This window comes from Mucilaginibacter humi (genome assembly GCF_013087555.1).
This window is the reverse complement of sequence record NZ_JABFCR010000006.1, coordinates 25,901-48,029: the sequence shown is the minus strand read 5'-3', so window position 1 is coordinate 48,029 and position 22,129 is coordinate 25,901. Positions and strand designations below refer to the sequence as shown.

General features: G+C 42.7%; 28 protein-coding genes and 3 pseudogenes. 14 read left to right on the top strand and 17 right to left on the bottom strand.

Going from position 1 to position 22,129, the window contains the following annotated elements; translation table 11 throughout:
- Positions 1 to 74 precede the first annotated feature (74 nt).
- The 16 genes and pseudogenes from HK413_RS02190 to HK413_RS02115 all read right to left on the bottom strand — a co-directional run bounded on the left by HK413_RS02190 (position 75) and on the right by HK413_RS02115 (position 9,813).
- Positions 75 to 329, bottom strand: coding sequence for an FAD-dependent oxidoreductase (locus HK413_RS02190; protein WP_175268975.1), 255 nt, complete (start codon positions 327 to 329; stop codon positions 75 to 77).
- Between the two features lie 95 nt (positions 330 to 424).
- Positions 425 to 1,129, bottom strand: a complete 705-nt coding sequence (locus tag HK413_RS19015; protein WP_262886736.1) for an FAD-dependent oxidoreductase — start codon at positions 1,127 to 1,129, stop codon at positions 425 to 427.
- Positions 1,130 to 1,134: 5 nt separating this feature from the next.
- Positions 1,135 to 1,883: pseudogene (locus HK413_RS19010) on the bottom strand (FAD-dependent oxidoreductase).
- A gap of 74 nt (positions 1,884 to 1,957) precedes the next feature.
- On the bottom strand, positions 1,958 to 2,356 hold the full coding sequence (locus tag HK413_RS02170; RefSeq protein ID WP_262886735.1) for a RagB/SusD family nutrient uptake outer membrane protein: 399 nt from the start codon (positions 2,354 to 2,356) through the stop codon (positions 1,958 to 1,960).
- Positions 2,357 to 2,447: 91 nt separating this feature from the next.
- A complete protein-coding gene (locus HK413_RS02165) occupies positions 2,448 to 3,320 on the bottom strand; it encodes a RagB/SusD family nutrient uptake outer membrane protein (RefSeq protein WP_217451961.1) in 873 nt (290 codons plus the stop codon).
- Positions 3,321 to 3,448: 128 nt separating this feature from the next.
- Positions 3,449 to 4,822, bottom strand: a complete 1,374-nt coding sequence (locus HK413_RS02160; RefSeq protein WP_317169206.1) for a SusC/RagA family TonB-linked outer membrane protein — start codon at positions 4,820 to 4,822, stop codon at positions 3,449 to 3,451.
- Complete coding sequence (locus HK413_RS02155) at positions 4,822 to 5,163, bottom strand: hypothetical protein (protein ID WP_175268971.1); 342 nt, start codon at positions 5,161 to 5,163, stop codon at positions 4,822 to 4,824. The genes HK413_RS02160 and HK413_RS02155 overlap by 1 nt, the downstream gene beginning before the upstream one ends.
- A gap of 88 nt (positions 5,164 to 5,251) precedes the next feature.
- Entirely contained in the window at positions 5,252 to 6,445 is a 1,194-nt protein-coding gene (locus HK413_RS02150) for a SusC/RagA family TonB-linked outer membrane protein (protein ID WP_317169205.1), read from the bottom strand.
- Between the two features lie 134 nt (positions 6,446 to 6,579).
- On the bottom strand, positions 6,580 to 6,762 hold the full coding sequence (locus tag HK413_RS02145) for a hypothetical protein (protein ID WP_175268970.1): 183 nt from the start codon (positions 6,760 to 6,762) through the stop codon (positions 6,580 to 6,582).
- 223 nt (positions 6,763 to 6,985) lie between these two features.
- Positions 6,986 to 7,225, bottom strand: a complete 240-nt coding sequence (locus tag HK413_RS02140) for a DUF4974 domain-containing protein (RefSeq protein ID WP_175268969.1) — start codon at positions 7,223 to 7,225, stop codon at positions 6,986 to 6,988.
- Between the two features lie 8 nt (positions 7,226 to 7,233).
- Positions 7,234 to 8,178, bottom strand: coding sequence for a FecR family protein (locus tag HK413_RS02135; protein ID WP_175268968.1), 945 nt, complete (start codon positions 8,176 to 8,178; stop codon positions 7,234 to 7,236).
- Between the two features lie 162 nt (positions 8,179 to 8,340).
- Positions 8,341 to 8,496 carry a sigma factor-like helix-turn-helix DNA-binding protein gene (locus tag HK413_RS16160; protein WP_317169204.1) on the bottom strand — a complete coding sequence of 52 codons (156 nt, stop codon included), beginning with the start codon at positions 8,494 to 8,496 and terminating at the stop codon, positions 8,341 to 8,343.
- A complete protein-coding gene (locus tag HK413_RS16155) occupies positions 8,484 to 8,912 on the bottom strand; it encodes an RNA polymerase sigma factor (RefSeq protein ID WP_317169203.1) in 429 nt (142 codons plus the stop codon). Before HK413_RS16155 ends, HK413_RS16160 begins: the two co-directional genes overlap by 13 nt.
- A 66-nt stretch (positions 8,913 to 8,978) precedes the next feature.
- Positions 8,979 to 9,188, bottom strand: coding sequence for a glycoside hydrolase family 99-like domain-containing protein (locus HK413_RS02125; protein ID WP_175268967.1), 210 nt, complete (start codon positions 9,186 to 9,188; stop codon positions 8,979 to 8,981).
- Positions 9,189 to 9,268: 80 nt separating this feature from the next.
- Complete coding sequence (locus tag HK413_RS02120) at positions 9,269 to 9,514, bottom strand: hypothetical protein (protein WP_175268966.1); 246 nt, start codon at positions 9,512 to 9,514, stop codon at positions 9,269 to 9,271.
- Positions 9,511 to 9,813, bottom strand: a complete 303-nt coding sequence (locus HK413_RS02115; protein WP_175268965.1) for a glycoside hydrolase family 71/99 protein — start codon at positions 9,811 to 9,813, stop codon at positions 9,511 to 9,513. The genes HK413_RS02120 and HK413_RS02115 overlap by 4 nt, the downstream gene beginning before the upstream one ends.
- Before the next feature lie 677 nt (positions 9,814 to 10,490).
- On the opposite strand from HK413_RS02115, the gene HK413_RS02110 reads away from it, so the two are divergent.
- The 5 genes from HK413_RS02110 to HK413_RS02090 all read left to right on the top strand — a co-directional run bounded on the left by HK413_RS02110 (position 10,491) and on the right by HK413_RS02090 (position 12,764).
- The gene (locus HK413_RS02110) at positions 10,491 to 10,922 is read left to right on the top strand and encodes a PAS domain-containing protein (protein ID WP_175268964.1); all 432 of its coding nucleotides are present in this window, start codon (positions 10,491 to 10,493) and stop codon (positions 10,920 to 10,922) included.
- A gap of 65 nt (positions 10,923 to 10,987) precedes the next feature.
- Complete coding sequence (locus tag HK413_RS02105) at positions 10,988 to 11,344, top strand: PAS domain-containing protein (protein WP_175268963.1); 357 nt, start codon at positions 10,988 to 10,990, stop codon at positions 11,342 to 11,344.
- A 5-nt stretch (positions 11,345 to 11,349) separates the two neighbouring features.
- Positions 11,350 to 11,952 (top strand): PAS domain-containing protein, encoded by a 603-nt coding sequence (locus HK413_RS02100; protein ID WP_317169202.1) that lies wholly within the window; start codon positions 11,350 to 11,352, stop codon positions 11,950 to 11,952.
- Positions 11,945 to 12,253 (top strand): hypothetical protein, encoded by a 309-nt coding sequence (locus HK413_RS02095; protein WP_175268961.1) that lies wholly within the window; start codon positions 11,945 to 11,947, stop codon positions 12,251 to 12,253. Before HK413_RS02100 ends, HK413_RS02095 begins: the two co-directional genes overlap by 8 nt.
- 160 nt (positions 12,254 to 12,413) lie before the next feature.
- The gene (locus HK413_RS02090; RefSeq protein WP_175268960.1) at positions 12,414 to 12,764 is read left to right on the top strand and encodes a histidine kinase dimerization/phospho-acceptor domain-containing protein; all 351 of its coding nucleotides are present in this window, start codon (positions 12,414 to 12,416) and stop codon (positions 12,762 to 12,764) included.
- A 195-nt stretch (positions 12,765 to 12,959) separates the two neighbouring features.
- Here the strand turns inward: HK413_RS02090 and HK413_RS02085 are convergent, their stop codons facing one another.
- Entirely contained in the window at positions 12,960 to 13,829 is an 870-nt protein-coding gene (locus HK413_RS02085; protein WP_175268959.1) for an AraC family transcriptional regulator, read from the bottom strand.
- Between the two features lie 217 nt (positions 13,830 to 14,046).
- On the opposite strand from HK413_RS02085, the gene HK413_RS16150 reads away from it, so the two are divergent.
- The 9 genes and pseudogenes from HK413_RS16150 (at position 14,047) to HK413_RS19005 (ending at position 22,098) form a co-directional block, all read left to right on the top strand.
- The gene (locus HK413_RS16150) at positions 14,047 to 14,433 is read left to right on the top strand and encodes a ThuA domain-containing protein (RefSeq protein WP_175268958.1); all 387 of its coding nucleotides are present in this window, start codon (positions 14,047 to 14,049) and stop codon (positions 14,431 to 14,433) included.
- Positions 14,434 to 14,630: 197 nt separating this feature from the next.
- Positions 14,631 to 15,298: pseudogene (locus tag HK413_RS02075) on the top strand (PVC-type heme-binding CxxCH protein).
- Positions 15,299 to 15,537: 239 nt separating this feature from the next.
- On the top strand, positions 15,538 to 16,905 hold the full coding sequence (locus HK413_RS20510) for a DUF7133 domain-containing protein (RefSeq protein WP_175268956.1): 1,368 nt from the start codon (positions 15,538 to 15,540) through the stop codon (positions 16,903 to 16,905).
- Positions 16,906 to 16,923: 18 nt separating this feature from the next.
- The gene (locus tag HK413_RS02065) at positions 16,924 to 17,958 is read left to right on the top strand and encodes an MFS transporter (RefSeq protein ID WP_217451960.1); all 1,035 of its coding nucleotides are present in this window, start codon (positions 16,924 to 16,926) and stop codon (positions 17,956 to 17,958) included.
- Positions 17,934 to 18,461: a hypothetical protein gene (locus HK413_RS14440; RefSeq protein WP_217451959.1), complete on the top strand. Its 528-nt coding sequence runs from the start codon at positions 17,934 to 17,936 to the stop codon at positions 18,459 to 18,461. The genes HK413_RS02065 and HK413_RS14440 overlap by 25 nt, the downstream gene beginning before the upstream one ends.
- A 10-nt stretch (positions 18,462 to 18,471) precedes the next feature.
- Positions 18,472 to 19,305: a sugar phosphate isomerase/epimerase family protein gene (locus tag HK413_RS02060; RefSeq protein WP_217451958.1), complete on the top strand. Its 834-nt coding sequence runs from the start codon at positions 18,472 to 18,474 to the stop codon at positions 19,303 to 19,305.
- Between the two features lie 42 nt (positions 19,306 to 19,347).
- A complete protein-coding gene (locus HK413_RS02055; RefSeq protein WP_175268955.1) occupies positions 19,348 to 20,463 on the top strand; it encodes a Gfo/Idh/MocA family protein in 1,116 nt (371 codons plus the stop codon).
- Positions 20,464 to 20,606: 143 nt separating this feature from the next.
- Positions 20,607 to 21,760 (top strand): annotated as a pseudogene (locus tag HK413_RS02050) (alpha-L-fucosidase).
- The gene (locus HK413_RS19005; protein ID WP_262886738.1) at positions 21,757 to 22,098 is read left to right on the top strand and encodes an alpha-L-fucosidase C-terminal domain-containing protein; all 342 of its coding nucleotides are present in this window, start codon (positions 21,757 to 21,759) and stop codon (positions 22,096 to 22,098) included. The pseudogene HK413_RS02050 and the gene HK413_RS19005 overlap by 4 nt, the downstream one beginning before the upstream one ends.
- The last annotated feature ends 31 nt before the right edge of the window (positions 22,099 to 22,129 follow it).

Genomic DNA, 22,129 nt, shown 5'->3' with positions numbered 1-22,129 from the left:
TCAAATTCTTCAAGCCTGCCGTAGTGTTTGGCAACTTTTCGGTAAAACTCAATGCAATACCAGCAACGGCGGGGCTATTTTGAAATTCTGGTGATTATCAACATCGGTACCGCCCAAACCGTTAACCATAATGCCCCTACGCTGGCCAATGGTTCAACAATAGTTACGCTTTTACCCAACCTTGCTGCCTGTATGGCAGCGCTAACCCCGGCGGGTGTAGCCCCATAAATTACAATATCAAATTTATGCGTGGTTTTTACCTGTGCTGCACTATTAAACGCCAGAATTAGCATTTGCAGTAAAACTACCGCTATATATTTTTTAGGCATGTTTATCTATATTTTATCATCGCTATGCCATTGTTGGGCATCGCGGTTATATACTACACCCGCTTTTTTAAGTTGCTGATGTAAGACGTTAATATTTATTTGTTGTACAGGTTTTTGCTTTTTGCTGCAATACCCGCTGCTATGCCTGCTGCCCGGCCCAATTGCATCCACGTAACTTCGACACGTAGCGAACAAAAACCAACATGCGAAGCAGAGAGCGCTACAGGTACTAATAGGTTGGTACACTCTTTTTGTTTTGGGGTGATACTACGATACGACACCTCGTAAGGCTGGTCGACTTTAACCCATATCCGTCCCTCGTTTATATACTGTGTTTTTGAAACGGCGACCCGTTGTACGTGATGGCAATCAACAAAGTGCGAACCTAGAGCGATGGCATCTTTTTTATACGGATCAGTAAAAATATCTTTTTGCGTTTGTACATAGTCGCCTATCATTCGCCGTGCTTCGCGTACGTACAGGTAGTATGGAAAATTATGATTATCTATAAATTCATCCGCAGATAGCCCGTATCTGGCTGTCTCAGCTTTTAATGATGCAGGTACTGATGGATCATTCAGCAGGAAATAAAAAAGGCCCAGCGTCCAGTCTTTATGATCCTGGTAAATAGCTGCCCGTTTAGCATAATTAGCGTCGGGATATTCGGCATTGCCTCCAAAAAGGCCCAATGATATTAGCGCGTTTTGTTTATTGTTTGATTCAAATTTACCCTTTGGATAGTTCCATGAATAGAGGTCGATAATATCCTGCAACTTAGTTTGGGGCCGAGTGGCAAGCAATCGCTTTAATAACAGAAAACGATTGGGGTCATACTTTTTGGAACGGGGAAAGGTATTTTACTATCTAATGTAGACAGCATCAGCCTGAAATTATAATTGATTACCCGTTTACTGGCTTTACCATTTTCCAACGTCGCGGCATCAACAAAGCCGGGCAATAAATTGCCATTATCATCATACGGTGAAACATCTATAGGTTTATCTAACAGCCTTATACCAGCAAGTGGTTCGTTATATTGGGCAGTGCTTTCCCTGCCATAAGTGTATACTACGCCAGAGCGGGCCATTAGGTCGCCCTCATAGGTGGCATCAATAAATACATCGCCGCTGATAGTTTGGCCATTAGTTAGGTTGATGTTTTTGATAGCGCCATTAGCCTTATTTACCTTTTTTACGAAAACTCCAAAATAATTTTAACATGTGCATCGCTAAGCAACTTATTAAATACTTGCTCGGCCACGTGCGATTCAAAGTAAAACGCGGGTTTACTTAAGCCATAATTTTTACCCAGCAATGTATAAAACTCTAAAGGCAGGCCAGATATGGTCTCCTCTATCATATGCTCTGTTTCGGCAGTACCTATGCCACTGGTGTTAAGTCCGCCTACATGTTTGGTTTGCTCAATTAGTACCACACTGGCTCCCTGCCTTGAGGCAGCAACCGCTGCGGTAATACCGCCGGGCGTACCCCCATAAACAACAACCGAATATTTTTTTGCGCCGGGAGTGACCCGGAAAAAAGAGCCTGTATGCACAGAAAAAAAAGATAGACTTTTTTCATATCATATTTAAATAAACCCCTGCTATTCAGCAGGGGTTATGGCACGAATTAATAACCCAGATTTTGAGTAAGCGCGCTGTTAACGTCGCGCTCATTTTGCGGAATAGGATACAATAAGTTTTTTTGTTGTACCGGTATACCCGCCGCTTGCAGCGTAGAAAGATATTTGCCTGTACGTAACAGATCCCAGCGGCGGTGGCCCTCAAAACATAGCTCCCAGCTTCTTTCTTTTAACACAGCATCACGAAACTGATCTTGCGTTAACCCACCAAGATTTTGCGGATTGGCTGTTGCCACGCCATTACGTGCACGTGTACGCACCTGGTTAATGGCATTATAAGCTTCGGTAGTAGGGCCGCTCATCTCATTAACAGCTTCGGCATACATTAACAATACATCAGCATACCGTATCACCATAAAATTGTTGCGAGCTGGTCTAAACCGCATGGTGATGGATCCCAGTATTTATCCACATGCGAGCCGGTACGCGAATCTACTTTTGTATTGTTGGACGGATTTACCTTCGAGGTAATTATGGTTACTTTTTTCGGTAATCATCCGGGTAGTATGATGAAGCAAAAAGTTCTTCGGCCCGGCAACTACCACCGCTTTGCTGAATTGGCCATGAAAAGAATATGGCAAAGTTAAGCCCCATGCTACTACCATAGCTACTTTTTACGCAGCTATACTGCACTGAAAAAATATGCTCGCGCCCGTTTTTATTTGCCGGCGGGAAGATATCCTTGTAATCAGGAAATAAGCTGTATGCATTGCCATCAATAACCTCTTTGGCTTTTGCCGCAGCGTTGGTCCAATCTTTTTGGGTTAAGTAGACTTTTGCCAAAATAGATTTTACGGCACCTGAAGTTGCACGGCCAATTTCGCCGGATGCCGTATATTTTACAGGCAGGTTAGCAGCGTCAGCTTCTTTCAGGTCCTTTACAATTTGCGCGTATACTGCGGTTGCCGGTGTACGGGCAATGGCCACATTAACCACATCACTGGTAGGAGCGGTTATTAAAGGCACATCGCCAAAGGCCTGTACCAGGTCAAAATAAATAAGGGCACGTAAAAATTTAGCCTCGCCAAGTATCTGCCCCTTTTGGGTTTCGTTCATGGTGATACGGGGCACATTTTTTAACAAACGGTTTGCCCTGTCAATAATCAGGTAGCAATTGGTATAAAACCCGTCAAAGTTACCGTTTGCCGATGTATAGGTATTTTTATCGATTTCTACTACATTAGCCCCACCATCCGGTCGTATATTCATTTCCTCGCCGTTCATATCCGAAAGAATCAGCATTGGCATGCCATATATCGACCTTAAACGATCATAAACACCGTTGATAGCGGTAACAGCATCAGCTGCTGATTGATAGGAATTATCTTCACCTAAAAATGAATAAGGCACCTCCTTAAGTTGCTTATTGCAACTAACCGACATTGTTAAAAATAGTATGCAGCAGCATAACCATTTCCATTTATTTGTTAAAACTGTAAATCTTTTCATCGTATATAATATTATTAATGAACTATTGATTAAAATGAAACCGTTGCCCCTAAAATGAAAGTACGCGCCGGCGGATAGTTAAAGTTATCCAAGCCATATACCGTTGCATTATTAAATGCGGCATTAACTTCCGGATCAAAGCCCGGGTAATTGGTGACGGTTAACAGGTTTTGGGCGCTTAGATAAATACGAGCCTTTTTAACTACGCTGCTTTTAACCGGGATCTGGTAACCAAGTGTTACGTTTTTAACACGCATAAATGACCCATCTTCTAAATAATAATCAAACGTAGTAGGGGTGCGCCATTGGCGAATAGAAGCCCTTTTATTACTTGGATTAGTCGTGGTCCAGTGATCGTCTATAGCAGCTTTCAGCATATTGGTACTCGGGTCTGATCCATCCAGCAGCGTACGCGGAATGTTATAGACCTTGTTGCCCTGCACCCCTTGTAAAAACACAGAAAGATCAAAGTTTTTAAAGCTCATGGTATTGGTAAAACCAAATATGAAGCGCGGCAAACCGTTACCTAATATCTTACGGTCATTTGCTTCATTATAAACCCCGTTACCATCAACATCTTTAAACTTATAGGCACCGGGTAGTGCACCTGCCGTAGCCAAAGGCCCGGCGGCAGTAATTTCTGCCTGAGTTTGCCAAATGCCATCAAATACGTTACCATAGAATGAGCCTACCGACTCGCCTACCTGTACAACGCCATTTGACACAAAGAAGCGGTTAACATCATTTGCTAACGACAAAACCTTATTGCGGTTAAACGATATATTGGCCGATGTGGTCCAATTAAAGCCTTTGCCGGTATTTTGAATATTTACGGTATTAAAAGCAAACTCAAAACCACGGTTATCTACACTACCAACGTTACGTAAAACACTGGTTGAGCCGGTTGTGGCCGGTAGTTCAACGGCCAGCAACAGATCACTGGTTTTCTTAATATAGTAATCAGCAGTGATATTTAAACGGCTGTTAAAAAACCCTACATCAAATCCTACATCAAGTTGTGCTGTTTTCTCCCATTTCAGGTCGGGGTTTTCAATACGATCTATCTGGTTTGTTAGTACCTCCACATCGTTAAATACGGTGCGCCCTACTACATAGCGCGACAGCGAGTTGTATAAACCAATACCGTCATTACCGGTAATACCGTAGCTGGCCCTTAATTTCAAATCACTAAGTAGCTTATTGTTCTTCAGGAAACTTTCTTCAGACACGCGCCAGGCAAATGCTCCCGAAGGAAAAAAGCCATATTTGTTGTTGGCCCCAAAGCGTGATGAACCGTCTTCGCGAGCCGTAATCGTAAACAGGTATCGGTCTTTAAAGCGATAGTTTAACCTGGCCAGGTAAGAGTTAAGCCCCCATTTTTCCGGGGCTGTTCTGGACGCTATCAGTTTATCGCCTGCACCCGGTTGTTGGCGCCTAAGGTATAGTTAGGAAATCCCTCTGTTTCCAGATAAGCCCGCTCTTCTGAATTGGTTTGAAAAGTAACACCGGCTAAAAATTCAAAAGCGTGGTCGTTAATTTGTTTGTTATAGGTAAGTGTATTTTCATTTAATAAGTTAATATTGCTTGATGAGCCATTGCTGCCATAGCCATTACGATCACTTCCTGCCAATGTTTGTGGGGTATAAAACACATTACGGCGCGAGTTTAAAATATCTGCACCAATACTTACACGTGCTGAGAGACCCGGCAAAATAGTAACCTGCCCAAATATATTACCTAACACCCTATCGCTGGTTAGTGCGTTGGTTGATGTTTTTGCATAGCCACCGGGTTGGCAACTGTAGAAAAGCCACTACCCGGGCCAAAGTTTATTAACTGCCGGCACCGTTGGCATCATAAACAGGGCTGGCCGGCGATATACTTACAGCCGCACCAACAGGGCTGTAGGAGGCACCTGTTTCATTAACCCCCTTATTTAAAGTACGCGCTATAGTAACATTGCTTCCTATTTTTATATTCTCAAAAAGCTGGGCATCCAGATTAAAGCGGGTAGCGTAGCGTTTAAAATTATTTTCAATAACAATACCATCCTGATCCAAATAGTTAGCACTTACCGGGTAACGTGTCTTTTCTGTACCCCCGGTGATGGATACCTGATAGTTTTGCATAATAGCATCCCTGAAAATTTCATGCTGCCAATTGGTTCCATCGCCATAAGCTGCAACAGGTTTTGGATAAGGGCCGGTTGGGTTTCCAAATCGCGAAGCAAAACCAAGATTGGCCAACTGCTCGTTTTTTAGATTTAAATGATCCATGGCTTTACCCAATTCAAGCATTTTGGTAACGCGTTGCGTACCTGTATAAGTTTCAAAGTCAACCGCCGTTTGGCCGGCTTTACCTCTGCGTGTTGTTACTATAACCACACCGTTTGCGCCGCGCGAACCATATATAGCCGTTGCTGAAGCATCTTTTAACACCTCTATAGATTCAATATCATTAGGATTTATAGTTGATAGTGGATTAGCATATGGGGCGCCGCCATTGGCGGCACCGGTTGGCGCCGCCGGATTTGCCAAAGGATACCCATCAACTACATACAATGGATCATTACTGCCCGATATGGAGCCTGTACCTCTTACGCGGATGGTTATACCACCGCCCGGCGCGTTTGAGGCTTGTGTTATCTGCACGCCTGCCACCTTGCCTTGCAGCGCCTGGTTAAACGAGTTAATGGGTTGCAGTTTAATGTCTTTTGCACCTATTGATGACACCGACCCGGTTAGGTCCTTACGCTTTTGCGTACCGTAACCCACTACTACAATTTCGTTAAGTTTTGATACCTCCTCCTGCAAAATTACATCAATACGTTTCCTTTTATTTATTGCGATCTCCTGTGTGGTGAAACCAATTGAACTGAAAACCGTGGTACCGTCATCGTCTGTAGCTCTAATCGAATAAGTACCTTCCGTATTTGTAAACGTGGCCACTGTGGAGCCTTTGATCTTTACAGTTACACCGGGTAGGGCTTTCCCTGTTTGGTCTGTTACCTTCCCACTAACATCAATAGCAACCTTTGCTTCTATGGGCTTTTCTTTTTCCTTTATTATAATTGTTTTTTGATCAATACTATAGGTTAAAGCAAAGTTATCAAGGCAGGTAAATAATGCTTCCTCAAGCGGGGTCTGGTTAAAATTTACATCTATTTTTTTACCTTCCGGATAACCTTGGGCGACCAGAATACATTAAAGCCTGTTTGTTTATTTATCTCTGTAAAAATTTGTTTTAACGTCGCCTCTTTTTGGTGATACGTTATTTTTTGCGCAATGCTGGTTGCGCTTACCTGCATTAAAGTAGTGAAGAATAAAAGAAAGGTAATCTTCATTATTAAAAAGCACTTTTTTTTGCACGCCGAAGGCCTGCAAATGTTTTTTATAAAATTTTTATACATTTGTTTAGTCTGTTTTAATAGTAAAAATGTTAACCACAAATTGCATTCAAGCTTTATACAGGCTTTAAGATCAGGGACATCGCGAGTGTTCCTGATTTTGCCTTTATAAGCCCTTAGTTACCCTCGTATCACGAGGTGTTCTGATCTCTTCTTCTCTTCATAATTTAGATTGGTTAGGCAATAATTGGTTCTTTGGATGGTCAGTCCGTTTATTTTTTCTGGTTATTATGATCTTATTATCTTCGATGGTGAATTTTGCCACGCCTGTTTGCTCGAGCATTTTTAGCAGTCCGGATACATTGGTAAACCCGGTACTTACGGCAGCAAATGTTTCGTTTTTAAGCGCTTCGTCTTTATAGCTCACTTGTACATCATACCAACGGGCAATTTTGCGCATTACCGTTTCTAGCCGCTCATCATCAAACCTGAAGTATCCGTTTTTCCGGCTACAGCTTCTTCGGTATCTTCGTCGCTTATTATAATATCGTTACCTACCCTAGCTTGCTGGCCCGGTTTTAAAACACGCGAGACGTTGTTTGAAACGATTTTTACTGAGCCTTCCAATAACGTGGTTTTGGTATTAGTTTCATCAGTGTAGGCGTTGATGTTAAAGTGTGTGCCCAATACCTCTACAGTTTGATTTTTTGAGGCTACAATAAATGGTTTGGTTTTATCTTTAGTTACCTCGAAATAAGCCTCGCCGCTAAGCTCAACTTTACGGTTACTTAAACCGGCAAATGATGTTGGATACTTTAACTTTGACGCGGCATTTAACCAAACATGCGTACCATCCGGTAAATAAACCCGGTATTGCCCGCCATTAGGTGTTTCTATTGTATTATATGCAATCTCATTATTGGTTGATGAAGTGCCGTTGGTACCTGTCTTATAAATTATTTCGCCGGTGGATGTTTTGGTGATGTCAATACCACGCTGAATTGCGATGGTACCGTTTTTAGCTCCGGTAAGCAATATGCGTTTACCATTATCAAGCGTTAAATACGCTTTGTTATTTCCTGAGGAGATATCATGCACTGCTACAAGTTGCGGCGATACTTTCTTACGTGCCTTATCAGAATAAAAATAAATACCTGCCCCAATACTAAATAATATGGCAGCCGCGGCAGCTAAACGCGGTAACCACACAAGTGTTTTAACAGGCTTAACAGTGCGAAAGGGAAAAGCCTCATCAAGCGTTTCCATTTGTTGCTTATATATTGTTTCATCTGTTAATGGTTCAGATAACTTAGCATGGTGCAAATACCAGCCGTTAAGTTCTGAACGTTCTTTATCAGTTAGCTCGCCATTTCTATATTTCTCAAAAAGCTGCTCCGCTCGTTTCTTATCCATTACAAAATTGTATTGAGTATTGATTTTCTATTAAAAAAATAATGAGTTAATGCAACTCCCGGTTTAACTGGTATAGCCAGATTATTGGCCTATTTTTATATTATGACAGTATAAGCGGCAGGTGGTAGTAGATAAAGTTAAAAAAACAACGTTTTTTAACATCTACATAAATAATATAGAGAGCAGGCTCACCTTAAGTTTGAGCCTAATTATTTTAATGGCATTGCTCACTTGTTTTTTCACTGTTTTATCCGAAATATTTAATTGGGCGGCAATTTCTTTGTGTGATAAGTCGTGCTTTCGGCTTAGCTCAAACACTGGCGCATTTTGGGAGGTAGCAGGGCCACTTCATTTTCTATCAGGCTGATCAATTCTTTCTCCAGAAATTTTTCATCTGATGCGGGACTGCCTGCTTCAAGATAATCTTCCAAACTATTGGTGTACCCGGCAACTACCTTTTGATGCGCAATAAAATTTAAAATGCGGTTACGTATAGCGCTATATAAATAGCTATTTACCGTGGTAGTAATAATAAGTGTATCGCGTTTGGCCCATATAGTTGCAAAAAACTCCTGAACAATATCCATTGCCTCGTCTTTATCCTGCAACATTCTATAGGCATGCAGGTATAAACAACCTTTATACCTTCGGTAAAGTTCGGCAAAAGCAGTCTCATGGCCCTCTTTTATAAAGGCTATCAGTTCATTATCTGTAAACGTGTTATATACCGGCACTTATAATTGTTGTTATATAAATATAGCTAAATACCTATCAATGCTAACATATTTTATTAAATGGAACTACTGTGTACCAAATACTTTTTTAACCTTTTCCGTGTATTGCATCTGGAATGTTTTTGTTGGTTCTATATAGGAGCCCTCGCCAAATTCGTTCCATGCACATATCACGCCCATTTTCATGGTTTTCTGCGGATTTTCATCCATGAAGGCTTTAGCCCGTGAGAGGTGCTGTTCAAATAACTCGGGCGCACTTACAGAATTATCGTGCAAAGGATTTGAACTGCCACCCCAGGGGCTTCCTGTTCCAGCCGGATGTCATTGGTACAATAAAATTCAGGCCCTGTGTTTTACTAATAACAAATTTCCAGTGTGCCGTACCCGTCACTTAACTCCCGGTAACTTTGCGATTGTACATTAATATCAGGCCCCCGGTGATAATTATAAGCCGAGAAAAGATCATAACTATTCTTTACCCCATAATCTAACCAATACTCGTCGCCGGGCTGGCCGGTAGTGTTAGCTACAAAGCTGATACCTGCATAACCTGCGGCTTTGGCCATTGCATCCGCTTCATCCAATAATTGTTTAGATGTCATACCAAACTTTTTGCGTCTTCATGAAGGTTGGAAATCGAAAAAATATAAACCAGCGGCATCCCATTAACTTTTAAAAACTGAGGCTGCGAAAAGCAGGTGGTTATCCAGCTTTTAACCATACTGGTAAACTGCGTTTCGTTTAAGGTAGCGGTTGATGCATTATCCCAAAGCAATGAAAACTTAAGTAAGTTTTTATTTTTTGCCGCAAGATAAGCTTGCAAAGCGTGCCCATTATCCTCATAATTTCCTTTATTCCAATACCAGTCGTACACTACAAAATCAATCCCATAATCATGCATCCATTGGATTTGTTGCTCGGCAAGGGCTATCTCACCCTCTTTATACCAACCTAATAACGGTTCTCTTTCAGGATATGCTTTTATCTGGTTCCATGGTAGAGGGTTGGATGCATTGATATTATCCCGCCAGCCGGGATAGTAAAAACGCCGATATTATATTCGCCGGGGCCAGAATAGGTATAAGTTTCTGTATTTCCGCCAGTAACTGGCGGGATAATCGTTTAGTACCCCCAGCCGGTTGTTGTTTTTTACAAGATGGACTTGTAAAAATTAAAAAAGTAGTGAGCAAGCCAAAGGTTGCTATTTTATTAATTTTCATACGGATATAATTGGTGAACAACTTACAGAACTATATGCATGCATCAAGTCATTAACGCTCACAGCATAGTCATTCAGCGGGTTATTCGATACTTGGTTTATTATTGGTTTATACGCCTGGTATATTAGTAAGACAGCTACGAGGTCAGGTGGTAGTAGATGAAAGAAAATTTATTTTCATGGACCTATTAACCATAAAATGTAAATATTAATCTTCGCCTTTATAAATAGCAACACGTTTAAACGAAGTTTTATCGGCAGCGATAAAAAGTCTATCAACCCCGGCAATAAATAACAGATAAATTATTCGTTGCTGAAAGTATTGCTTAATTTTAATTTACTGGTAGCAGGTGAATTATATGATAAAAGAAAAACATTGGAGCGTTTTATTTAATGCCCAACCTATCCCAACCGTATTATTAAAGGCAGATCACCCGGTCTATACTATCGTTTTTGCTAACGAGGCGTATAAAACACTTACTAACACACATCATAAGGATATTATCGGTAAAAGCTTTGCGGACCTGCTGCATAACCACTACAGCAATATCGACGAAACATTAAATTCTCTGGGCCAATTACTTAAAGATAAAGCAGCGCAGAAACAATCTGCCGTAAAGTTTGAATTCCAGCTACCTGAGACTAAGAGTACCGAGTTAAAATATCTAAATATATTTAACACGCCTTTACCGGGCGATGATGGCGAGGTGGAGTACATCATCCGCACTATCAATGATATTACGGACGTTGTAGCGGCGCAAAAAAAGAAAATGCCCTTTACGAAGACCTGATTAAACATGAAAAGTTTTTAAGCGAATCGCAGCGAATAGCACACATTGGTAACTGGGAGGTAAATATGGTGGATAATTCTATCGTATGGTCGGATGTACTGAAAGATATATACGAGGTTCCCCCGGATCATCAGCCTACATTTGAATCATCATTAGCTTTATATAAAGACGACCGAACACGCGAAATACTGATCAACGCCATAAACGAGGCCGTGGAAAAAAAAGGTGTATTTGATGTTGAGTTGGAGATAATTACTGCCAAAGGTAACCCGCGCTGGGTACGCAGCACCGGCAAAGCTGATTTAAAAAATGGTGAATGTATACGATTATATGGCGTTACACAGGATATAACTGCAAAAAAGCAGCCGAAAAAGCGCTCATTGAGTCGAGCAACCAATATCAGGCGCTCATTGAGTCGGTAGATGGTGTGGTGTGGGAAGCTGATGCCAATACTTTTAAATTTACCTACATCAGTAATAAAATAAACAAGATACTGGGTTATACCTCCGAGCAATGGCTAAGCGACCCTGACTTTTGGGCCAATCACATTTACGAGACTGACCGCCACTGGGCCATAAATTTTTGCCAGACACAAACCCGCAAAGTGCTGAACCATGTCTTTGATTACCGCATGCTAAAGGCCGACGGCGGGTTGGTATGGATAAAAGACCTTGTATCGGTAATTGCCGAAAACGGCGTGCCAAAACTGCTACGCGGTGTAATGATCGATATCACCAGTTCAAAACTATTGTCAGACCCGGATAACCTCGAAAAAAATGTATTGGAGCTTGTGGCCGACAAAGAGCAGGACCTGCAGGGCATACTTGCTACTTATTTAAAAGGGATAGAAAGTTTGCTGCCGCATATGAATTGTTCGCTAATGCAGGTTAAAAATAATAAGTTATTTGTGTTAGCCGCGCCATCGCTCCCTAAAGATTACCCTGGCTGCCATAAACGGTCTGCCTATCAGCAAACAGGGCGGCTCCTGCGGCGCCTCGGCTTATCTAAAGGCGAAAGTGATCGTGTCTGATATCTCAACTGATCCTTTGTGGGAAAACTACGGGCACCTTGCTTTAAAATATAACTTAAAAGCATGCTGGTCATGTCCCATCATCGACAGTGATAATAACGTAATGGCCGTATTTGGCATGTATTACGACTATACAAAAGCTCCAGACACTATGGATCAGATGGTGATCGATCGATCGACCGCTATCCTAAAGGTGATACTGGAGAACAGGCAGCATGCCCGGCTGATTAAAGAGACTACCATGCTAATGATCCAGGGGCGGGGAGCTGGCCAACTTTGGCAACTGGCAGTGGGATATTAAGAATAATACAGTTAAATGGTCGGACGTATTATTTAGCATATACGGTGTTGACAAGGACAACCACGTTGCTACTTACGAAAGCTACATGTCTATGCTGCACGAGGAGGATCGCGAGCCGGTGCAAAATATTATTCTTGGTGCATTAAACACTAAATAAGATGTGGTATTTGAGGAAAGGATCATCCGCCCGAATGGTGAGTTGCGCCACCTCAAATCATGGGGCAGGGTGCTTTGTGATGATGATGGCAATCCCGAAAAAATGATCGGCTCCTGTCTTGATATCACAGCGGCTAAGATCGCCGAATCACAGCTATGGGAGATAGCCTGGATGCAGTCGCACTTAGTGCGTGCCCCGCTGGCCCGTCTTATGGGTTTGGTAAAAATATTAAAAGAAGAGCAATCTGTTAATGGCGAGGTTACCAAACTGCTTGACTACATCATGAGCTCCGCGCACGAGTTGGATAAAGTTGTAAAGGACATTTCAAATAAAACCGTAAGCGAAGCAAAATAGCAGTAACAAGCCCGTATGCAACAAAGCATTAGTAAGATTATATTACTTCTATATAAATGATCAGAGATAAATTATAAAGCGCAAGTATTACGTCTTAAACCTAAAACAGAAATTGATGGTAAACCGGATTACTTTAGGGTTAGTTTATGGTCATCAGTCAAAAGGATATAGGAGTTAGTGCGAAGTGCTAACTAACTATATATTCAAAAACTCCTTTCTATAATCCGAGGGCTTTTTTTTCATTTCGTCTCTAAACTGCTTATTAAAGTTTGAAAGGGTTTTAAATCCTGATCTCTCTGAAATCATTGCAACGCTCAGGTCTGTTTCTGTAAGTAACTTGCACGCATGCTTAATTCTAAGTTCGGTAATAAACCTGGCGAAACCCTTATTGTTAGCGGCGGCAAAATAACGGCTAAAAGAAGATGGGGTCATACATAACATGTCGGCCAATTCATTAAGGTGTATTTTCTTACGGTAGTTCTTCAGGATATATTCATAGACATTGCTCATCCTGTCGGTTTCATTCTCTTTGAAGGGATCGACATATTCATTGTGCGATATGTAGTGATATTCTTTTGTAGACGACAACAAGTTTAAGATTTTAAGCAGATGAATAAATGATTCTAAACCAGTTAGCTGCACCAGTTCATTCATCATCGTTATTACCTGTTTCTTTACGTTTCCATAAAACTCCAATCCGCGCGACGACCGCTTGAATAGCTTTTTCAATTGTACCATTTCATCCTTAGCCATGAGGTGTTCGCCCAGCAAACTTTCCTGCAAATAGATCACAACGCCGCGGATCTTTAACACACTGTTCTTTTCAAAATAGGCCTCGTCGCTTCGCCACAAATGCGGCAAATTTGCTCCGGTTAATATAAGTTCACCGGGTTTGAAAGCTTTGATGCTATCACCTATAAAACGCGTACCCGTACCCTCAAGCGGGACGAAAAGCTGGTATTCTGAATGCGAGTGCCAAACGGGATCAAAATATTGATCTTCCAGATACTTGATCATAAATATCTGCGATTCTGGTATAGCCGACTTGTGAATAGCTGCCTTCATAATTGATTATTTGCATAAAATAAATCAAATCTAAATTATTAAGGACAAAATACAGTCAGAATTGGACAAAAAAGTAAAGGATTTGATAAGCATATTTGTTTATACCTAATCTATTAGGTAATATATAAACCTATTTAGCTAACTTTCATGAAGAAGTATATTACCCTGGCGGCAGTTTGCCCGGTGGCTTTTGTAAGCATTAACAGTACATTTAAAAGTGATCCGCCGCATCACCGGAGATCTTATTCCTTGGCCACACCGCCGCTCACCACGAATCGGGCAAACTGGCCGAAATAGTTCAGCAGGCTTTTTTAAGGATGGGATTAACATTACCTATACCACTAATCCGGACGATCTGAACGACGCCACACTGTCAAAATACGACGGCTTAATGGTTTACGCCAATTACGATACTATTTCGCAATCACAAGCAAAGGCCTTATTGCAATACGTAAAAAGTGGAAAAGGATTTATCCCGGTGCATTGCGCATCATTCTGTTTCCGTAATAACGACGAAGTGGTTAAGCTGATAGGCGGACAGTTCAGCACTCATAAAACCGACACCTTTAAAATGGTTGTGGTAGATAAAAAAATCCCATACTAAAAGGTGTAAACGCTTTTACCACCTCGATGAAACCTATGTACACACTAAGATCAACAAAGATATCCATGTGATAACAGAGCGTGTTGAAGGCGACCACCATGAACCTTATACCGGACGAATACCTATGGCAAGGGCCGTGTGTTTTACACCGCTTACGGTCATGACGAGCGTACCGGAAACAGCCTGATTTTTTAAAAATGCTGGAAAACGGTGTGTTATGGGCAGTCGGCAAAAAAGCAGAAAAGGATTTAGAAAAGCTACCTAAGCCAAATCCTGAATATACTGTGGCAGACATTCCAAACTATGAGAACCGTAACCCTGCCCCTAAATTGCAGGCCCCGCTATCTCCGGCCGAATCGCAATTATTAACGCAAATCCCTGTGGGTTTTAAAATGCAACTATTTGCTGCAGAGCCCGATATTGAGAAACCGATAGCTATGGCCTGGGACGAACGAGGCAGGCTTTGGGTATTAGAAACTATTGATTACCCAAATACAGTAAGAGATAATAAAGGCGAGGGACTGGATCGCATTAAGATTTTGGAAGATACTAACGGTGATGGCAAAGCCGATAAGTTTACCATTTTTGCTGAACATTTAAATATACCTACCAGTATTGTCTTTGCGCGTGGTGGTGTAATTATATCGCAGGCTCCTGATTTTCTTTTTTAAAAGATACAGATGGCGATGATAAGGCCGACGTAAGAGAAAAACTATTTACAGGTTGGGGAACGTTTGATACCCACGCAGGGCCTTCAAATTTAAAATATGGTTTGGATAACAAGATCTGGGGGACAGTTGGGTACTCGGGTTTCAACGGAACCGTTGGCGGTCAGAAATTTAACTTTAACCAGGGCAGTTTATAGGTTTACCAGCGATGGTAAAAGTCTGGAGCATTTAGGATCAACCAGCAACAATACCGGGGACTGGGTTTCTCTGAGAATTTTGATGTATTTGTATCAACCGCAAATAACTCACATAGCGATTACCCGGGGATACCACTACCCTACCTGCAACGGTTGGCTATGCCGGGAATGGAGTCTGTCCGGAAAATAGAGGGTCACTATGGTATGCACGTAGTAACTAAAAACCTGCGCCGGTTGACGTGTTTAATGGTTTTACCGCTGCCGCGGGACATAATTTATACACCGCCCGTAACTTCCCCGAAGAATATTGGAACAAAGTAGGTTTTGTAAATGAGCCTACCGGTCGTGTTATTCACCGGGCTATTTTAGAGCCGGATGGATCTGGCTTTAAAGAAAAAGATGGCTGGAACTTTTTAGCCAGCGCCGACGAATGGATGGGCCCTGTTCAATCCGAAGTTGGCCCGGATGGTGCCTTATGGGTATGCGATTGGTATAACTTTATTATTCAGCATAACCCTACGCCAAAAGGTTTTCAAAACGGCAAGGGTAATGCTTACATTAACCCCTTGCGCGACCGTACTCATGGCCGTATTTACCGCATAGTTTATGATGGCGCCAAACCATCGCCCATTACACAACTTGATAAAAATAACGCGGAAGGATTAGTAGCTGGCTTACAAAGCGACAATATGTTTTGGCGCACCACAGCGCAACGACTGATTGTTGAAGGCGGGTACAAACAATTAGCGCCGCAATTATTCGGTCTTATCCGCGACAAAAGTATTGATGCTATAGGGATTAACGCTCCTGCAATTCATGCTTTATGGACCCTAAATGGTTTAGGACTATTAGATGGATCAAACGCCGAAGCACTGGCGGTTGCCGAAGATGCTTTAACCCATCCATCAGCAGGGGTACGCAAAGCGGCATTGCAGGTGTTGCCAAAAAATGCACAGTCAATGGCGGCTATTCAAAAAGCAGGTTTGTTAAATGATATCAACCTAAATACCCGTTTGGCAGCTATATTGGCTATTGCTGATATGCCTGCTTCTGAGGCGATGGGTAGTGTATTATTGGAAGCTCAAAAAGTTCCGCAAAACGCTAATGATTATTGGATAAGCCGTGCGGTAAAAGTTGCTATAGCAACCCATGTTAAAGGCGCTTTAGAAGAAATGAGGGCAGCAAACGAAAAAGCTGCTACCCAACGCGACCTGGCCCGCACCCGTCCTGACCAAACTGTAAAAATAGCGGTGGTAAAAAACGCTATGAAGTATGATACCAAAACCTTTGCCGTAAAGGCCGGCAGCATGGTTGAAATTGAATTTACCAACCCCGATTTTATGCAGCACAATTTATTAATACTGCTAAAAGGAAGCCTTGATAAAGTAGGCGCGGCTGCCGATAAGCTGGCCCAGGACCCAAAAGGAATCGACCAGAACTATGTACCAAAAATGCCGGAGGTGCTATTCTCCACCAAGCTTATTAACCCCGAAGAAACTGTTAAACTAAAATTCAGGGTGCCGGCTGCCGAGGGCGATTATCCGTTTATCTGCTCGTTCCCCGGTCATTGGCGCATCATGAATGGGATAATGAAAGTTGTTAAATAACCCGTAAACATAATTTTTATGACCACTCTAACTAAAGATAATGCACCGGATATGAAGCTGTTTTACGCATGCTTTATATCGTTGGTGACTACCGCGTTCGGGTTTATTTTGCGTGCGCTGATATTGCCGCAATGGGGGCATGATTTTAACCTTACCCAAACCCAATTAGGCGAAATTGCCGGTGTTGGCCTGTGGCCCTTTGCCATAAGCATTGTTTTGTTCAGTTTGGTGATAGACAAGATAGGCTATAAAACGGCTATGATCTTTGCGGTGATCTGCCATATCACATCGGCCGTACTTACCATTTTTGCCAGCGGGTACTGGATGCTGTACATCGGCTCATTTATTTGCGCCATTGGTAACGGTACTGTTGAAGCTGTGGCTAACCCGGTGGTAGCAACCATGTTCCCGAAAGAAAAAATAAAATGGCTAAGCCGGTTACACGCAGGTTGGGCAGGTGGTTTAGTTTTAGGTGGTATAATGGCGTTGCTTTTAGGTGTAAATACTCGTTGGGAATATAAAATAGCCCTGATATTGATACCAACCCTCACTTACGCTTTAATGACAATATCGCGCAAGTTCCCGTTAAACGAACGTGTGCAGGCAGGTGTATCCTACAAAGAGATGTTGCAGGAAGTTGGCGCAGGTGGCGCTTTAATCATTGTAGCATTAATCATATTTCAATTAGGTGCGGTGTTTGGCTGGTCTACTTCTGTTAATGTTATTATCACCTTACTAATTACTGCGGGCTTTGGCTACTATACACGTAGTTTCGGCCAACCCCTGTTCATTATTTTATTACTGATCATGATCCCGTTGGCCACAACTGAGTTGGGGACCGACAGCTGGATAACCGATCTGATGACCCCGGAAATGAATAAGATAGGTTTCGTGCGGGTTGGGTATTGGTTTATACATCGGCCATTATGTTTGTGCTGCGCTTCTTTGCGGGGCCTATTTCTCATAAATTCTCATCACCGGGTTTGCTTGCAATCTGCTCGGCCATTGCTGCTGCGGGTTTATACTTTATGTCATTTTCCGCAGGTACCATGATATTGGTTGCGGCAACTATTTATGGTTTCGGCAAAACATTTTTTTGGCCAACAATGCTGGGCATGGTGTCTGAACGTTTCCCTAAAGGTGGTGCATTAACGCTTAATATAACTGGTGGTTTAGGTATGATAGCGGCGGGAGTTATCGGCGCGGGCATACTGGGTTTTATACAGGATAAATCTGTCGATCAAAAAATAACCAGTTACGACAGCAAGAACAATACAGCTATCCATAGCACTTATGTAACCGAACAAAAAACCAGCCTGTTTGGCGATTACAAAGCGCTTGATCAAACTAAACTGGCTACTGCAAATGCCAACGAGCAATTGACCGTTACCACTATCCGCGATGCGGCGAAGAAAGAAGCCTTGCGCTATATTGTGGTATTCCCGTTAATTATGCTGGCAAGTTTTATACTGCTTATTCTGTATTTCAGATCAAAAGGTGGTTATAAAGCAGTTTTATTAAATAAAGTCGACGAGCCGGAATCTACTCCCTATTAATTAGAAAAACATGTCATTACCAATAACATTCGGTGTAAGCTCCTGGCTATTTACGTCGCCATTTCAAACATCGTCAATAGAAGAACTATTCCCCAAAATTGCCGCTATGGGCTTTGACGCGGTCGAGATAGCAGTTGAAGATCCGACTTTAATTGATGGCAACGCCGTAAAGATCGCGTTAGCAAAATATAACCTGAAAGCTATTGTTTGCGGTGCCTTTGGCCCTACCCGCGACCTTACAAATGAAGATCCGGCAATACACGATAATTGCTTTAAGTACATTGCCGACTGCCTTGACCTATGCGCATTATGGGATACCAAATTCTTTGCCGGGCCAATGTATTCGGCGGTTGGTAAGGCGCGTATGCTGCCACCTGAGCAACGTAAAGCCGAGTGGAAACTTGCCGTCGCAAACCTTCGTAAAGTTTGTGATATGGCACAGGAACGCGGCTTAGAGATAGCACTGGAACCATTAAACAGGTTTGAATCAGACCTGGTAAATACTGCCTGGGATGTAGTGCGTTTGGTTGATGAGATAGACCATCCGGCAGCTAAAATCATCCTTGATGGTTTCCACATGAATATTGAAGAACCGAACATTGAGGAAGCCATTAAATTAGCAGGCGATAAGCTGATACATGTGCAAGTAGCCGAAAACTATCGGGGCACCCCGGGAACGGGCCAGACCAATTGGGCCGCTTATCGCCGTGGATTGGAAGCCATAAATTATAAAGGAACAGTATCAATAGAAAGCTTTACACCCGATAATAAGGAACTGGCGCAAGCGGTTTGTATCTGGCACCCGTTAGCGCAAAGCCGGACAAGTTTGCAGCCGAAGGATTAGCATTTTTAAAACAATGGGCACAATAGCCCGCAATTTTATAATATGGAAAACAAGAAAATTAACATAGCCATTGTAGGCTTAGGTTTTGGGGCAGAATTTATACCTATTTACCAGCATCACCCAAACGCCAATATGTACGCCATTTGCCAGCGCGACCATACTAAACTTCATCAGATAGGCGACGCTTTTAATATTGAAAAACGTTATACAGATTATGATGAGTTATTACGCGATCCAGAAGTGGACGCAGTACATATCAACACGCCTATTCAAAGCCATGCAGAGCAATCTATAAAAGCACTACGCGCTGGTAAGCATGTGGCTTGTACCGTGCCTATGGCCACTACGGTAGAAGAATGCCGCCAGATAGTAGAAGCTGTAAAAGAAACCGGTTTAACCTACATGATGATGGAAACCGTGATCTACAGCCGCGAGTTTTTGTTTGTGAAAGAGCTTTATGAGAATGGTGAGTTAGGGAGGTTACAATTTTTACGCGCATCCCATCAGCAAGAGATGGCGGGCTGGCCGGGCTATTGGGAAGGCTTGCCGCCAATGCATTATGCAACCCATTGCGTTGGGCCGGTTTTGGCATTAGCAAAAGCGGATGCCGAATATGTTTCCTGCTTTGGCTCGGGCCGGATTGATGAAAATTTGATTAGTAAATATGGGTCGCCGTTTGCTGTAGAAAGCTGCCATATCAAGTTTAAAGACTCAGACCTCTCTGCAGAGGTAACCCGCTCGTTATTCAATACCGCAAGACAATATCGCGAAAGCTTTGATGTTTACGGCTCAAAGAAAACCTTTGAATGGACATTGATTGAACACGAACCATCTGTAATACATACCGGCGAAGTGCCCGAAAAGGTAACCATTCCTGACTATGCGCACCTGCTGCCAAAAGAGATCCGTGCCTTCACTACCGGTGGCGTTTACGACGCTGACGATAATCAACACCTTTCTTTCCTTCAGGGATCAGGACATGGTGGTTCTCATCCGCACTTGGTGCATGAGTTTGTATCAGCATTGGTTAATAACCGCCAGCCGTTCCCAAATGCAAGGCAATCGGCAAATATTACGTGCGTGGGTATTTTGGCGCATGAATCGGCTATGGATGGCGGTAAAAAAATAGACCTGCCCGGCTTTACTTTAGTTGATTAAGTTATGGAAAGAAGAAGTTTAATAAAAGGGATGGCAGTTGGGCTATCGTCATTATATCTTTCAAAAAGTTATGCAGGGCGAATATTAAAAGCACCCTATGCCGATCCGTTTAAACCCACCGGGACTCGCTAACACAGTACCAGGTGCCAGATTGGTTTCGCGATGCTAAGTTTGGCATTTGGGCGCATTGGGGGCCACAGTGCCAGCCCGAATATGGCGATTGGTATGCGCGTGGCATGTACCAGAAGGCAGTTCGCAATATAAATACCATGTGCAGAAATACGGGCATCCGTCAAAGTTTGGTTTTAAAGATGTTATCCATGAATGGAAAGCCGAAAACTGGGACCCTGAGGAATTATTAGGTTTATACAAAAAGGCCGGAGCCAAATATTTTATGGCGCTGGCTAATCACCACGATAATTTCGACCTGTACAACAGCAAATATCAAAAGTGGAACTCTACCCGCATGGGGCCGAAAAAAGATTTGGTAGGCGGCTGGGCAAAAGCGGCTAAGCATCATAGTCTTCGTTTTGGCGTTAGTGTACACGCGGCCCACGCCTGGAGCTGGCTTGAAACCGCGCAACGTGCGGATAAAAGTGGGCCAATGGCCGGCATTCCGTATGATGGTAAAATTACTAAAGCTGATGGCGAAGATAAATGGTGGAACGGCGAAGACCCGCAGGAATTGTACGCACAAAATCATCCACTTAGCGAGAACAGCTTAGACAATGGGATGATCCATCGCCAATGGAACTGGGGCAATGGCGTAGCCGTACCATCAAAAGATTATTGCGAAAAATTTTATAACCGCACAATTGACCTTATAGATAAATACGGACCGGATGTAATCTATTTTGATGATACCGCGCTACCGTTATGGCCGGTAAGCGATGCGGGTTTGCGCATAGCTGCTCATCTGTACAATACCAGCATAAAGAAACACGGCAAGTTAGAAGCGGTAGTGTTTGGTAAGATATTAGATGAACAGCAACGCAAATGCATGGTGTGGGATATTGAGCGCGGCCAAAGCAACCAGATAGAAGCACAACCATGGCAAACCGATACTTGTATTGGCGACTGGCATTACAATCGCAGGGTTTATGATCGTAATGGCTACAAAAGCGCTAAAACCGTTATCCATACCCTTATTGACGTAGTCAGTAAAAACGGTAATCTAATGCTGAATATCCCGGTACGGGGCGATGGTACCATAGATGAAAAAGAACGCGCTGTGGTAGAAGAAATAGCTTCGTGGATGCAAATTAACAGCGAAAGCATTTATGGCACCCGGCCCTGAAAACTTTTGGCGAAGGCCCCGCGATTGAGGCGGCCGCTCCATTAAACGCGCAAGGCTTTAATGAAGGTAAAGGCAAGCCATTTGGCGCACAAGATATTCGCTTCGTCACTAAAGGAAAAACGCTTTATGCCACCTTGCTGGGCTGGCCTACAGACAGGGTAGCGACTATTAAAACCCTTAAGCCAGACACTTCGGGCAAGGTTGAAATAGTTAGCCTGTTAGGAAGTTCAGGAAACTTGGTGTTTGAGCAAACTCCTTCCGGATTAAAAGTAAATTTACCTGAACAAGTGCCGGGCAAAAGCGCCTTTGTTCTAAAAATACAAGGAGCAATAAGCTAATTGACTTGTCCATTAATTTTCCAAAGATTCA